At 73.3% G+C, this 13,022-nt stretch carries 12 protein-coding genes and 1 pseudogene; 12 read left to right on the top strand and 1 reads right to left on the bottom strand.

Features of this window, described 5'->3' with window-relative positions:
- Window positions 1–95 precede the first annotated feature (95 nt).
- The 6 genes and pseudogenes from ABT171_RS30185 (at window position 96) to ABT171_RS30210 (ending at window position 6,409) form a co-directional block, all read left to right on the top strand.
- Entirely contained in the window at window positions 96–419 is a 324-nt protein-coding gene (locus ABT171_RS30185) for an integration host factor (RefSeq protein ID WP_003977346.1), read from the top strand.
- 27 nt (window positions 420–446) lie between these two features.
- Window positions 447–1,037, top strand: a pseudogene (gene gmk / locus ABT171_RS30190) (guanylate kinase); the annotation flags it as partial.
- A 38-nt stretch (window positions 1,038–1,075) separates the two neighbouring features.
- Window positions 1,076–1,348, top strand: a complete 273-nt coding sequence (gene rpoZ / locus ABT171_RS30195) for a DNA-directed RNA polymerase subunit omega (protein WP_003982715.1) — start codon at window positions 1,076–1,078, stop codon at window positions 1,346–1,348.
- Between the two features lie 115 nt (window positions 1,349–1,463).
- Window positions 1,464–2,666: a bifunctional phosphopantothenoylcysteine decarboxylase/phosphopantothenate--cysteine ligase CoaBC gene (gene coaBC / locus ABT171_RS30200; RefSeq protein WP_351249311.1), complete on the top strand. Its 1,203-nt coding sequence runs from the start codon at window positions 1,464–1,466 to the stop codon at window positions 2,664–2,666.
- 251 nt (window positions 2,667–2,917) lie between these two features.
- Window positions 2,918–4,126 carry a methionine adenosyltransferase gene (gene metK, locus ABT171_RS30205; RefSeq protein ID WP_351249313.1) on the top strand — a complete coding sequence of 403 codons (1,209 nt, stop codon included), beginning with the start codon at window positions 2,918–2,920 and terminating at the stop codon, window positions 4,124–4,126.
- 123 nt (window positions 4,127–4,249) lie between these two features.
- A complete protein-coding gene (locus ABT171_RS30210; protein ID WP_351249315.1) occupies window positions 4,250–6,409 on the top strand; it encodes a primosomal protein N' in 2,160 nt (719 codons plus the stop codon).
- Window positions 6,410–6,484: 75 nt separating this feature from the next.
- Here the strand turns inward: ABT171_RS30210 and ABT171_RS30215 are convergent, their stop codons facing one another.
- Window positions 6,485–7,018, bottom strand: a complete 534-nt coding sequence (locus ABT171_RS30215; RefSeq protein ID WP_351249317.1) for a hypothetical protein — start codon at window positions 7,016–7,018, stop codon at window positions 6,485–6,487.
- 244 nt (window positions 7,019–7,262) lie between these two features.
- Between ABT171_RS30215 and fmt the strand changes: the two genes are divergently transcribed.
- The 6 genes from fmt to ABT171_RS30245 all read left to right on the top strand — a co-directional run bounded on the left by fmt (window position 7,263) and on the right by ABT171_RS30245 (window position 12,969).
- On the top strand, window positions 7,263–8,195 hold the full coding sequence (fmt, locus tag ABT171_RS30220; protein WP_351249319.1) for a methionyl-tRNA formyltransferase: 933 nt from the start codon (window positions 7,263–7,265) through the stop codon (window positions 8,193–8,195).
- A gap of 80 nt (window positions 8,196–8,275) precedes the next feature.
- The gene (locus ABT171_RS30225) at window positions 8,276–9,694 is read left to right on the top strand and encodes an RsmB/NOP family class I SAM-dependent RNA methyltransferase (RefSeq protein WP_351249321.1); all 1,419 of its coding nucleotides are present in this window, start codon (window positions 8,276–8,278) and stop codon (window positions 9,692–9,694) included.
- 129 nt (window positions 9,695–9,823) lie between these two features.
- Window positions 9,824–10,510: a ribulose-phosphate 3-epimerase gene (rpe, locus tag ABT171_RS30230; RefSeq protein ID WP_351249323.1), complete on the top strand. Its 687-nt coding sequence runs from the start codon at window positions 9,824–9,826 to the stop codon at window positions 10,508–10,510.
- 90 nt (window positions 10,511–10,600) lie between these two features.
- Window positions 10,601–11,644, top strand: coding sequence for a sugar-binding transcriptional regulator (locus ABT171_RS30235; protein WP_351249325.1), 1,044 nt, complete (start codon window positions 10,601–10,603; stop codon window positions 11,642–11,644).
- Window positions 11,645–12,220: 576 nt separating this feature from the next.
- Window positions 12,221–12,652 (top strand): guanyl-specific ribonuclease, encoded by a 432-nt coding sequence (locus ABT171_RS30240; RefSeq protein WP_351249327.1) that lies wholly within the window; start codon window positions 12,221–12,223, stop codon window positions 12,650–12,652.
- Window positions 12,649–12,969 carry a barstar family protein gene (locus ABT171_RS30245; protein ID WP_351249329.1) on the top strand — a complete coding sequence of 107 codons (321 nt, stop codon included), beginning with the start codon at window positions 12,649–12,651 and terminating at the stop codon, window positions 12,967–12,969. Before ABT171_RS30240 ends, ABT171_RS30245 begins: the two co-directional genes overlap by 4 nt.
- The last annotated feature ends 53 nt before the right edge of the window (window positions 12,970–13,022 follow it).

A 13,022-nucleotide genomic window follows, 5' to 3' on the forward strand; every position in this document is an offset into this window, starting at 1 on the left:
GGGTGAAGCGTGTTGCTCGTAGCTCCCCAGGTGTGGGGCGACTAGGTTCCTCACCGGTCCGTATCCGACAGTTCGACATCCGAGGTGACGTAGGCGTGGCTCTTCCGCCCCTTACCCCCGAACAGCGCGCAGCCGCGCTCGAAAAGGCCGCCGCGGCTCGCCGGGAGCGGGCCGAGGTCAAGAATCGACTCAAGCACTCCGGCGCCTCCCTGCACGAGGTCATCAAGCAGGGCCAGGAGAACGACGTCATCGGCAAGATGAAGGTCTCCGCGCTGCTTGAGTCGCTGCCGGGCGTGGGCAAGGTCCGCGCCAAGCAGATCATGGAGCGTCTGGGCATCTCCGAGAGCCGCCGCGTGCGCGGTCTCGGTTCCAACCAGATCGCTTCCCTGGAGCGTGAGTTCGGCAGCACCGGCTCCTGAGTCCGGCGCCCGCCGGACCGGGAGTCCCGGGCACTCCGGGATTGCTGGAATAATCGCTGCATGAGTGAACGTCCGCGGCTGACCGTGCTCTCCGGCCCCTCGGGGGTCGGCAAGAGCACGGTCGTCGCCCATATGCGCAAGGAACACCCCGAGGTCTGGCTCTCGGTGTCGGCCACCACCCGCAAGCCCCGCCCCGGCGAGCAGCACGGAGTCCACTACTTCTTCGTCACCGACGAGGAGATGGACAAGCTGATCGCCAACGGCGAGCTGCTGGAGTGGGCCGAGTTCGCCGGCAACCGCTACGGCACGCCCCGCGCGGCCGTGCTGGAGCGGCTGGAGAAGGGTGAGCCGGTGCTGCTGGAGATCGACCTCCAGGGCGCCCGGCAGGTCCGGGAGTCGATGTCCGACGCTCGGCTGGTGTTCCTGGCTCCGCCCTCCTGGGAGGAGCTGGTGCGCAGGCTGACCGGCCGGGGCACCGAGCCGCCCGAGGTCATCGAGCGCCGCCTCCGGGCGGCCAGGACCGAGCTGGCGGCCGAGCCGGAGTTCGATACGACCTTGGTCAACACCTCCGTCGAGGACGTGGCGCGCGAGCTGCTAGCCTTGATGGACATTGTGTGATCGTGACTGATCTTTTCCCCTCATTCGGAAGGTAGAGCGTGTCCTCTTCCATCACCGCGCCCGAGGGCATCATCAACCCGCCGATCGACGAGTTGCTTGAGGCCACCGATTCGAAGTACAGCCTCGTGATCTACGCCGCCAAGCGGGCCCGTCAGATCAACGCGTACTACTCGCAGCTGGGCGAGGGCCTCCTTGAGTACGTCGGTCCGCTCGTCGACACCCACGTCCACGAGAAGCCGCTCTCGATCGCCCTGCGCGAGATCAACGCCGGTCTGCTGACCTCCGAGGCCGTCGAGGGCCCCGCCCAGTAACACCGCGCAGCAGTACTTTCAGACTGCGGTTGACTTGTCCACAGGCCCGGCAGCGCGACTGCCGGGCCTGTGGTGTCTCATGGGTGTGCCAGGTTTTCGAGTCCGGGGAGAGACGGTGGACAAGCCGAAGGTCGTTCTGGGGGTCAGTGGCGGCATCGCCGCCTACAAGGCCTGTGAGCTGCTGCGAAGGCTCACGGAGTCGGGCCATGACGTCCGCGTGGTGCCCACCGCCTCCGCGCTCCAGTTCGTCGGCGCCGCGACCTGGTCCGCCCTGTCCGGCAATCCGGTCTCGACGGAGGTCTGGGACGACGTCCACGAGGTTCCGCACGTCCGCATCGGCCAGCACGCCGAGCTCGTGGTCGTCGCGCCCGCCACGGCCGACATGCTCGCCAAGGCCGCCCACGGCCTCGCCGACGACCTGCTCACCAACACGCTGCTGACCGCCCGCTGCCCGGTCGTCTTCGCGCCCGCCATGCACACCGAGATGTGGGAGCACCCGGCCACCCAGGAGAACGTGGCCACGCTCCGCCGCCGCGGCGCCGTCGTCATCGAGCCCGCCGTCGGCCGCCTCACCGGCGTCGACACCGGCAAGGGCCGGCTGCCCGACCCGGCGGAGATCTTCGAGGTCTGCCGCCGGGTGCTGGCCCGGGGTGCCACCGGGCCCGACCTCGGGGGGCGGCACGTCGTGGTCTCCGCGGGCGGCACCCGCGAGCCCCTGGACCCGGTCCGCTTCCTCGGCAACCGCTCCTCCGGCAAGCAGGGCTACGCCCTCGCCCGCACCGCCGCCGCGCGCGGCGCCCGGGTCACCCTGATCGCGGCCAACACCGGCCTGCCCGACCCCGCGGGCGTGGACGTCGTACCGGTCGGCACGGCCGTCCAGCTGCGTGAGGCCGTGCTGAAGGCGGCGGCGGACGCCGACGCCGTCGTCATGGCCGCCGCCGTCGCCGACTTCCGTCCGGCGGTCTACGCCAGCGGCAAGATCAAGAAGAGGGACGGCCAGGACCCCGACCCGATCGTCCTGGTACGGAATCCAGACATTCTCGCGGAGGTTTCGGCCGACCGGGCGCGGCCCGAACAGGTGGTCGTGGGCTTCGCCGCCGAAACCGACGACGTCCTCGCCAACGGCCGTGCCAAGCTCGCCCGAAAGGGCTGTGACCTGCTGGTCGTCAACGAGGTGGGGGAGCGCAAGACCTTCGGGTCCGAGGAGAACGAGGCGGTGGTCCTGGGCGCCGACGGCAGCGAGACACCGGTGCCGCACGGCCCCAAGGAGGCCCTGGCCGACATCGTCTGGGATCTGGTGGCACAGCGGCTGGAGTGACGCAGGAGGGCCCGGAAACCCGGTTGACGAAGCGCCCGGAGCCCGGTCAAATCGGGTGCGGCGGCACCTGGCCAACACCGCCCGGCATTGGGCAGAATGCCCGTGCCGCAGGTCACAGCGCTCCCGAGAGGCGAGACACGTGCCCCATCGGCCGAGTGCGACCGATAAACTGTTCACGGTCGACGCCGGGCGCAGCCCCGCGCGTCGCCGCAAATGATCAGCCAGCAGCCGCTGCAACCACAGGGAGCGTTGTGTCCCGTCGCCTGTTCACCTCGGAGTCCGTGACCGAGGGTCACCCCGACAAGATCGCTGACCAGATCAGCGACACCATTCTCGACGCGCTTCTGCGTGAGGACCCGTCCTCCCGGGTCGCCGTCGAGACGCTGATCACCACCGGCCTGGTGCACGTGGCCGGCGAGGTGACGACCAAGGCCTACGCGGACATCGCGACCCTGGTCCGCAGCAAGATCCTTGAGATCGGCTACGACTCCTCGAAGAAGGGCTTCGACGGCGCCTCCTGCGGCGTGTCGGTGTCCATCGGGGCGCAGTCCCCGGACATCGCCCAGGGTGTCGACACGGCGTACGAGTCCCGGGTCGAGGGCGACGACGACGAGCTGGACAAGCAGGGCGCCGGCGACCAGGGCCTGATGTTCGGCTACGCGTCCGACGAGACGCCGACCCTGATGCCGCTGCCGATCTTCCTGGCGCACCGGCTGTCGAAGCGCCTGTCCGAGGTCCGCAAGAACGGCACCATCCCCTACCTGCGCCCGGACGGCAAGACGCAGGTCACCATCGAGTACGACGGCGACAAGGCCGTACGCCTCGACACGGTCGTCGTCTCCTCGCAGCACGCGAGCGACATCGACCTGGAGTCGCTGCTCGCCCCCGACATCCGCGAGTTCGTCGTGGAGCCGGAGCTGAAGGCGCTCCTGGACGACGGCATCAAGCTGGACACCGAGGGCTACCGCCTGCTGGTCAACCCGACCGGCCGCTTCGAGATCGGCGGCCCGATGGGTGACGCCGGCCTCACCGGCCGCAAGATCATCATCGACACCTACGGCGGCATGGCCCGCCACGGCGGCGGCGCCTTCTCCGGCAAGGACCCGTCCAAGGTCGACCGCTCCGCCGCGTACGCGATGCGCTGGGTCGCCAAGAACGTGGTGGCCGCGGGCCTGGCCTCCCGCTGCGAGGTCCAGGTCGCCTACGCGATCGGCAAGGCCGAGCCGGTCGGTCTGTTCGTGGAGACCTTCGGCACCGCCCAGGTCGACGCCGAGAAGATCGAGAAGGCGATCGACGAGGTCTTCGACCTGCGTCCGGCCGCGATCATCCGCGACCTCGACCTGCTCCGCCCGATCTACGCCCAGACGGCGGCCTACGGCCACTTCGGCCGCGAGCTGCCCGACTTCACCTGGGAGCGCACGGACCGCGTGGACGCCCTGCGCAAGGCCGTGGGCCTGTAGGCCCTCCGCTCTTCTCACCGAGGCCCGGTCTCCCCGTCGGGGGGCCGGGCCTCGGCGTGCGCGCCCACCGCGGGTATCCGCCGGCCGGCCCCGTTGTCAGTGCCGTTTGGTAAGAATGCAAGCGTGAGCAGCGAGAACGGGGCGCCCCGGGCAGACGGGGACGGCGGGGCCGCAGGGGCGCCGCCGGAGCAGCTCGCGCTCATCCGGGAGAGCGTGCGCCAGGCCAGGACGCCCCGCGCCAAGCCGCGGACCTGGCGGGGGGCCGCGCTCGCCAAGGAGCTGCCGGTCGCACGGGTCCTGGTCGACAAGGGCGTGCTGCACCTCGACCGGTACTTCGACTACGCGGTGCCCGAGGAGCTGGACGAGCAGGCGCAGCCCGGCGTGCGGGTGCGGGTGCGGTTCGGGGCCGGGCGCGGCCGGGTGCGCGACGGACGCCGCGAGGGCGGCGGGCTCATCGACGGCTTCCTCGTCGAGCGACGGGCCGAGTCCGACTACGCGGGGCCGCTGGCCGCCCTTGCCCAGGTCGTCTCGCCGGAACCGGTGCTCAGCGAGGAACTGCTCGGCCTGGCACGGGCCGTCGCCGACCGGTACGCCGGCAGCCTCGCCGATGTGCTGCAGCTGGCCGTGCCACCGCGCAGCGCGCGAGCCGAACAGCGGTCCTCGCCCGCGCCACTGCCCCCGCCCAGGGCCCCCGAGACGGCCTCCTGGCGGCGGTACGAGCACGGAGCGGCGTTCCTGGAGGCGCTGGCCTCCGGAGGGTCGCCCAGGGCTGTCTGGAACGCCCTGCCGGGTCCGCAGTGGAGCGACGAACTGGCCCGCGCCGTCGCCGCCACGCTCGCTTCCGGACGCGGCGCCCTCGTCGTCGTACCGGACGGCCGGGCCGCCGCGCGGGTCGACGCCGCGCTCACCGCGCTGCTCGGCGCGGGCCGGCACGCGCTGCTCACCGCCGACGCCGGGCCCGAGAAGCGGTACGGACAGTGGCTCGCCGTGCGACGGGGGTCCGTACGGGCCGTGGTCGGGACGCGGGCGGCGATGTTCGCGCCCGTACCGGACCTGGGGCTCGTCGCCATCTGGGACGACGGCGACGACAGCCACAGCGAGCAGCACGCCCCGCAGCCGCACGCACGCGACGTGCTGCTGCTGCGCGCCGCGCTGGACAAGTGCGCCTTCCTGCTCGGCGGATTCGCCTGCACCGTCGAGGCCGCCCAGCTCGTGGAGAGCGGCTGGGCCCGGCCGCTGGCCGCCGGGCGCGAGCAGGTGCGCCGGGCCGCGCCCCTGGTCCGCACGGTCGGGGACGAGGACCTCGCGCGGGACGAGGCCGCGCGTGCCGCCCGGCTGCCGAGCCTCGCCTGGCAGGCGGCCCGCGAGGGGCTGCGGCACGGTCCGGTGCTGGTGCAGGTGCCCCGACGCGGTTACGCACCGCGTATGGCGTGCGCGCAGTGCCGGGCGCCCGCGAGGTGCCGGCACTGCGCGGGACCGCTGCAGGGGCAGGACGCGGGGGTGCTGCGGTGCGCCTGGTGCGGGCGCGAGGAGAGCGAATGGCACTGCCCCGAGTGCGGCGGCTTCCGGCTGCGGGCCCAGGTCGTGGGGGCGCGGCGGACGGCCGAGGAGCTGGGCCGCGCCTTTCCCGCCGTCCCGGTGCGCACCTCGGGACGGGAACACGTGCTGGACACGGTGCCGGGCACGCCCGCGCTGGTCGTGAGCACCCCGGGCGCCGAACCGGTCGCCGAGGGCGGGTACGCGGCGGCCCTCCTCCTGGACGGCTGGGCCATGCTCGTACGCCCCGACCTGCGGGCCGGCGAGGACGCGCTGCGCCGCTGGATCGCGGCGGGATCGCTGGTGCGGCCGCAGAGCGAGGGGGGCACGGTGGTCGTCGTGGCCGAGCCGACCCTGCGGCCCGTGCAGGCGCTGGTGCGCTGGGACCCGGTCGGGCACGCGGTGCGGGAGCTGGCCGAGCGGGCCGAGCTGGGTTTCCCGCCGGTGTCGCGGATGGCGGCGGTGTCGGGGCCGCCCGCAGCCGTCGCCGAGTTCCTGTCCTCGGTCGAACTGCCGCCGGACGCGGAGGTGCTGGGGCCGGTGCCGATGTCGCCCACGCCGCCCGGCCGGCCCCGCAGGCCCGGAGCACCGCCGCCGGGCGAGCACTGGGACCGGGCGCTGGTGCGGGTACCGCCGGGCAGCGGGGCCGCGCTGGCTTCCGCGCTCAAGGCGGCCCAGGCCGCTCGCATGGCACGGGGGAGCGGGGAGCCGGTGCGAGTGCGGATCGATCCGGCGGACATCGGGTGAGGGGACGCGACCGCCCCATGCCCCCCCCTTGCGTGTGCCCTCCCGGACGCTCCCGAGAGGGCAGGGGCAGGACCGTCAGCCGTTGCGCGGGCTGGGGAAAGCAGTCGGGCGGGCGTCGTCGCGCAGGGCCGGGCTGCCCGCGGTCGGCTGCGTGGGCATCGAGCGGGCGGCCGGGACCGTGGGCAGCCCGGCGCTCACGCCGACCGTGCGGGTACCGGACGGCTCCGGGGCCCGCTCCGCCTCGGCGGCCGCCTGGGCCGCGGCGCGGCGGGCGCCGTAACGGCGGTGCACCGCCTGCTTGGTGACCCCGAGCGCGGAGCCCACCGCGTCCCACGAGAAGCCGAGGGAGCGGTCGAAGTCCACGGCGGCCGTGACCAGGGTTTCGACACTGTCCCGGAGCTCCTGGGCGAGGCGCACCGTCGGAGCGGGAGCGCGTCCGTAGACGACGAAGCCCGTGGACGGGCCGGAGCGGCGCGGGCGGTAGACGTTGCCCAGCTGGGCGGTGAGCGTGCGCAGCGCGTCCACCTGCCGGCGGACCCGCTCGATGTCCCGCACCAGCAGGTGCAGGCTGGCCCGGGCCTGGGCGTCGTGGGTGGCGTGGTCGGCCATGAACAAGCCTCTCGAACCGGCGTTGAAAGGAATCGGGCCGCGAAAAGGCCCTATGTGGTCAACTCTTTCTTGACCAACGCGTGTGCGCTCCACGGGTCACGGGGTGGGGGCGTACGGGCATATGCGCACGCCCTGCGTCCGCGGTCACGAGCCGGGCCTCCACGGTCCTGACCCGCCCTTCCGTCCGAGGTCATAGACTGGTGCGCTGCCCGCCAACCCCAGCCCGAGAGGCCCGATCCCGCCCATGAAGCTCGTCTTCGCCGGTACCCCCGAGGTCGCCGTTCCCGCTCTGGACGCCCTGATCGCCTCCGGGCGGCACGAGGTGGCCGCCGTCGTCACGCGGCCCGACGCGCCGGCCGGGCGCGGGCGCAGGCTGGTCGCGTCACCCGTGGCCGAGCGCGCGGAGGAGGCCGGGATCGAGGTGCTGAAGCCCCTCAAGCCGCGCGACCCGGAGTTCCTGGAGCGGCTGAGGGAGATCGCCCCGGACTGCTGCCCGGTCGTCGCCTACGGCGCCCTGCTGCCCAGGGCCGCCCTCGACATCCCGGCGCACGGCTGGGTCAACCTGCACTTCTCGCTGCTGCCCGCCTGGCGCGGGGCGGCACCGGTGCAGCACTCCATCATGGCGGGCGACGAGATCACCGGCGCCTCCACCTTCCTCATCGAGGAGGGCCTCGACTCGGGGCCGGTGTACGGCACGGTCACCGAGGCGATCCGGTCCACGGACACCAGCGGCGACCTGCTGACCCGGCTCGCCTTCGCCGGCGCAGGGCTGCTCGCCGCGACCATGGACGGCATCGAGGACGGCACCCTGAAGGCCGTGCCGCAGCCGGCCGAGGGCGTCACCGTCGCGCCGAAGATCACCGTCGAGGACGCCCAGGTCGACTGGTCCGCGCCGGCGCTGCGCGTCGACCGGGTCGTGCGCGGCTGCACCCCGGCGCCCGGCGCCTGGACCACCTTCCGCGGCGAGCGGCTCAAGCTCATCCAGGTCACGCCCGTGCCCGAGCGCACGGATCTCGCACCGGGGCGGATGGCGGTCGGCAAGAACAGCGTGCACGTGGGCACCGGTTCGTACGCCGTCGAGCTGCTCTGGGTGCAGGCACAGGGCAAGAAGCCGATGCGCGCCGCCGACTGGGCCCGCGGCGTGCGCATCGCCGAGAGCGAGACGCTCGGCGGCTGAGCCCCGGGCGGCGGGGCCGACGGCGTGCCGACGTACGCTGGACACCGCATCCTCCTCTTCACATCCGGAGCACCTTTTACGTGAGTGAGCAGTCCCGGCGGCCCCGCAACCCCGCCAAGCCCTACCGCCGTCCCCAGAAGGACCCCGTCCGCATCCTGGCCTTCGAGGCGCTGCGCGCGGTCGACGAGCGGGACGCGTACGCCAACCTGGTGCTGCCCCCGCTGCTCAGGAAGGCCCGCGAGAAGGGCGATTTCGACGCGCGGGACGCCGCACTCGCCACCGAGCTGGTGTACGGCACACTGCGCCGGCAGGGGACGTACGACGCGGTGATCGCCGCCTGTGTCGACCGGCCGTTGCGCGAGGTCGACCCGCCGGTGCTCGACGTGCTCAGCGTCGGTGTGCACCAGCTGCTCGGGACGCGGATCCCCACGCACGCCGCCGTGTCCGCCTCCGTCGAACTGGCGCGGGTGGTGCTCGGCGACGGGCGGGCCAAGTTCGTCAACGCCGTGCTGAGGAAGGTGGCCCAGAACGACCTCGACGGCTGGCTGGAGAAGGTCGCCCCGCCCTACGACGAGGACCCGGAGGATCACCTCGCCGTCGTGCACTCGCACCCCCGCTGGGTCGTCTCCGCGCTCTGGGACTCGCTCGGCGGCGGCCGCGCGGGCATCGAGGACCTGCTGGAGGCCGACAACGAGCGGCCCGAGGTGACCCTGGTCGCGCGGCCGGGGCGGGCCACCACCGACGAGCTGCTGCGCGAGGAGGCCGCCGTACCGGGACGCTGGTCGCCGTACGCCGTGCGGCTCGCCGAGGGCGGGGAACCGGGCGCGGTGCAGGCCGTGCGCGAGGGACGGGCCGGAGTACAGGACGAGGGGAGCCAGCTGGTCGCCCTCGCGCTCGCGGCCGCACCCCTGGAGGGCTCCGACAGCAAGTGGCTGGACGGGTGCGCCGGGCCCGGCGGCAAGGCCGCGCTGCTGGCCGCGCTAGCCGCCGAGCGGGGCGCCACGCTGCTCGCCTCCGAGAAGCAGCCGCACCGGGCAGGCCTCGTCGCGAAGGCACTGGCCGGCAACCCGGGCCCGTACCAGGTCATCGCCGCCGACGGCACCCGCCCGCCGTGGCGTCCCGGCACCTTCGACCGCGTCCTCATGGACGTGCCGTGCACCGGACTCGGCGCCCTCCGCCGCCGCCCCGAGGCCCGCTGGCGCCGCCGCCCCGAGGACCTGGACAACTTCGCCCCCCTCCAGCGCGCCCTGCTGCGCACCGCGCTCGACTCGGTACGCGTCGGCGGGATCGTCGGCTACGCCACCTGCTCACCGCACCTCGCCGAGACCCGCGCGGTCGTCGCCGACGTCCTCAAGAAGCGCCCGGAGGCGGAACTGATCGACGCCCGCCCGCTGCTGCCGGGCGTGCCCGCACTGGGCGAGGGCCCCGACATCCAACTGTGGCCCCACCTGCACGGCACGGACGCGATGTACCTCGCACTGATCCGCAGAACCGCCTGACGCCGGGCAGGGCAGTGCCGCTCGGGGCCGCGGGGAACTGCGCGACCAGCCCCCACCGGCCCGCAGACGAACCACGACCGCAATGGACCGCCGTTACGGCCGAGCGCAGCGACATGGCAGGCTAGGGGCATGGCCGCGCAGATCAACCCCAGCATCCTGTCCGCCGACTTCGCCCGCCTCGCGGAGGAGGCCAAGGCGGTCCAGGGCGCCGACTGGCTCCACGTCGACGTCATGGACAACCACTTCGTCCCCAACCTCACGCTCGGCGTGCCGGTCGTGGAGTCCCTGGCGCGTGCGACGGACACCCCGCTGGACTGCCACCTGATGATCGAGGACCCCGACCGCTGGGCGCCCCAGTACGTCGAGGCGGGTGCCTCCTCCGTGACCTTCCACGTGGAGGCGGCCGCCGCGCCCGTGCGGCTCGCCCGGGAGATCCGCGCCAAGGGTGCCCGCGCCTCCATGGCGCTCAAGCCCGCGACGCCGATCGAGCCGTTCGAGGACCTGCTGCCGGAACTCGACATGCTGCTGATCATGACGGTCGAGCCCGGCTTCGGCGGCCAGGCCTTCCTCGACATCATGCTGCCGAAGATCCGCCGCACCCGTGAGCTGATCAGCAAGCACGGCCTGCAGCTGTGGCTCCAGGTGGACGGCGGTGTCTCGGCCTCGACAATTGAGCAGTGCGCGGACGCGGGAGCGGACGTGTTCGTGGCGGGTTCGGCCGTGTACGGGGCCGAGGACCCGGCGGAAGCGGTCCGTGCCCTGCGGGCGCAGGCGGAGGCGGCGACCGCCAAGGCGTCCTGGGCATGCGACCACTGAGCCACAGATACGTGAACGGTTAAGTGAACGCCGCCCTTCAGGGCGGATCAGCCGCGCCGAATCTGCAAGGATGAACGGCGAATCCAGAGTGTGAACAGCAGTGAGGAGATCGCCGTGTCGGGTATGTCGGCGGGCCGGTCAGCCATGCGGATGGGACCCGCTGAGCTGGTGCAGGCGGCGGCCATGGCCCGCCGCTTCTACCTTGAGGGCAAGTCCAAGATCCAGATCGCGGAGGAGTTCGGCGTCAGCCGCTTCAAGGTGGCCCGGGTCCTGGAGACCGCTCTCGAACGGGATCTCGTGCGCATCGAGATCCGTGTCCCGGCCGAGCTGGACGCCGAGCGCTCCGACGCGCTCCGCGCCCGCTACGGCCTGCGGCACGCCGTCGTGGTCGAGTCCCCGGCGGAGGCCGAGGAGACCCCCGACCCCGAGAACCTCGGCGAGGTCGCCGCGGACCTGCTGGGTGAGCTCGTCAACGAGGGGGACGTGCTCGGGCTGGCCTGGGGCCGGTCCACCATCCACATGGCGGCGGCGCTCGACCGGCTGCCGCCCTGCACGGTGGTGCAGCTGACGGGTGTGTACGACGCCGGGACCTCGGAGCGCGGCTCGGTCGAGGCCGTGCGCCGCGCGGCCCAGGTGTCCGGCGGCGACGCCCATCCCATCTACGCGCCGATGCTGCTGCCGGACGCGGCCACCGCGGCGGCGCTGCGCCACCAGACCGGGATCGCCCGGGCCTACGAGTACTTCGACAAGGTCACGGTCGCCTGTGTCTCCATCGGCTCCTGGGAGCCGGGCATCTCGACGGTGCACGACATGCTCAGCGACGAGGAGCGGGCCCACTACGCCTCGCTCGGGGTCGCCGCCGAGATGGCCGCGCACCTCTTCGACGCCGACGGGCGCCGGATCGGGCGGGACCTGGGCGAGCGGTGCATCACGGTCAAGGCCGACCAGCTGCGCCGTGTCCCGGAGGTCGTGGCGATCGCCGGCGGGCAGCGCAAGGCGGCCGCGATCGACGCGGTACTGCGGTCCGGGCTGGTCACCAGCCTGGTCACGGACACGTCCGCCGCGGACTATCTGATGACGGCAGGACCGACCCCGAAGCCCGCACTCAGCCGCGCGGACCCGGACGGCCACTGAGGCCCTCCGGGCTCGTCGTGGTCCGGCCCCGGCGGGCGGCCCGGCCGATGCCGGCTCCGCGGCGGATCGCGACCGACTGCGCGGCGAGTCCGGGCCGGCTCTGCGGCGACTCGCGTCGGGCGCGGCGGTCGTGGCGGGGCGCCTGTGGGGCGGTTCGGGGTGCCTGGCGCTTGTCGCTGGCTGTGGGTCGTTCGGGGTAGCTCGTGATGATCGTGGCTGACCTCATGGGGGGTTGAGGTCGGCTTTGCGGCGGGGCGGCGACCCCTGCGGTTTGCCGGGGACGGCCGGGCGCGCGGGGCTGCGGATCGGCTCCTCGGCGAGGCGAGTCCGGCGGCGTGGCGGCCGTGGGGGTCGGAGCGGTTGCGGTGGCGGCGGCTCCGACTCCGCGGTGGGCACGGCGGCCGGGGCGGGCCGCGTCCGCACCAGCGGGTCGTGGCGGCGTCGGGGCGGGGCGGCCGTGGCAGCATCGTCGGCATGTTGCCGCGGTTCGTCCCCCACACCCACAGACGGTCCCTGACACCTCCCCGAACGCCCGGAAGCGCCTTGAGACCGTCCCGCCCGCCGGGAAGGTACCCGGTGTCACCCCGCGCGCTCGTGGGGCTGCTGGGCCTTCTCCTGGCTGTACTGCTCGCGGGGTGCTCCTCCGGTTCCGGATCGGGGCCGGGCGCCGGCGCGGGTACGGGGACGAGTCCATCCGGGACGAGCGTGTCCGTCCCGGCGTGGGCGCACGGCATGGGCACGGTCAGGGAGTCCCGGCTGCCCGCCGAGGCCCGGCGGACCCTCGCCCTCATCGACAAGGGCGGCCCCTTCCCCTACGCCAGGGACGGCGTCGTCTTCGGGAACTTCGAGGGACGGCTGCCGCAGCACCAGCGCGGCTACTACCACGAGTACACGGTCAGGACACCCGGCTCGCGCGACCGCGGGGCCCGGCGCATTGTCACCGGCCAGGGCGGGGAGATCTACTACACCGATGATCACTACCAATCGTTCCGGGCGGTGCTGAGATGAGCGACGACCTCGCGGGTCGCCTGACGGTCACGCTGGACCTCCACGGCGTCACGGACAAGGCCGGACTGATGGACGCCGTGGCGCGGACTCTGGCCCTGCCGGACTGGTTCGGCCGCAACTGGGACGCGCTCCTCGACAGTCTCACCGATCTGTCGGTCTGGCCCGAGGAGGCGGCGGGCCGCGGGCTCCTCCTCGTCGTCACCGGCTGGCGGGCGTACGCGGACGCCCGCCCGGAGGAGTGGCGGGTGGCGCGGGAGGTGTTCACCGAGGCCGCCGACCGCACCGCGCCGTTCACGGTCGCCGTCGCACTGGAATGACGCCTCGACACGTGATGGCGTGTCAACTCCATTCGCTGGATAGGCTCCTGCCG

Source organism: Streptomyces sp. NPDC001851 (genome assembly GCF_040297165.1).
GTDB lineage: Bacteria > Actinomycetota > Actinomycetes > Streptomycetales > Streptomycetaceae > Streptomyces.

Coding starts and splice junctions, on each gene's coding strand:
- ABT171_RS30215 (WP_351249317.1), bottom strand. CDS start 7,018: ATGGCCGACCACGCCACCCACGACGCCCAGGCCCGGGCCAGCCTGCAC.
- rpe (WP_351249323.1), top strand. CDS start 9,824: ATGGCCGCGCAGATCAACCCCAGCATCCTGTCCGCCGACTTCGCCCGC.
- ABT171_RS30245 (WP_351249329.1), top strand. CDS start 12,649: ATGAGCGACGACCTCGCGGGTCGCCTGACGGTCACGCTGGACCTCCAC.
- fmt (WP_351249319.1), top strand. CDS start 7,263: ATGAAGCTCGTCTTCGCCGGTACCCCCGAGGTCGCCGTTCCCGCTCTG.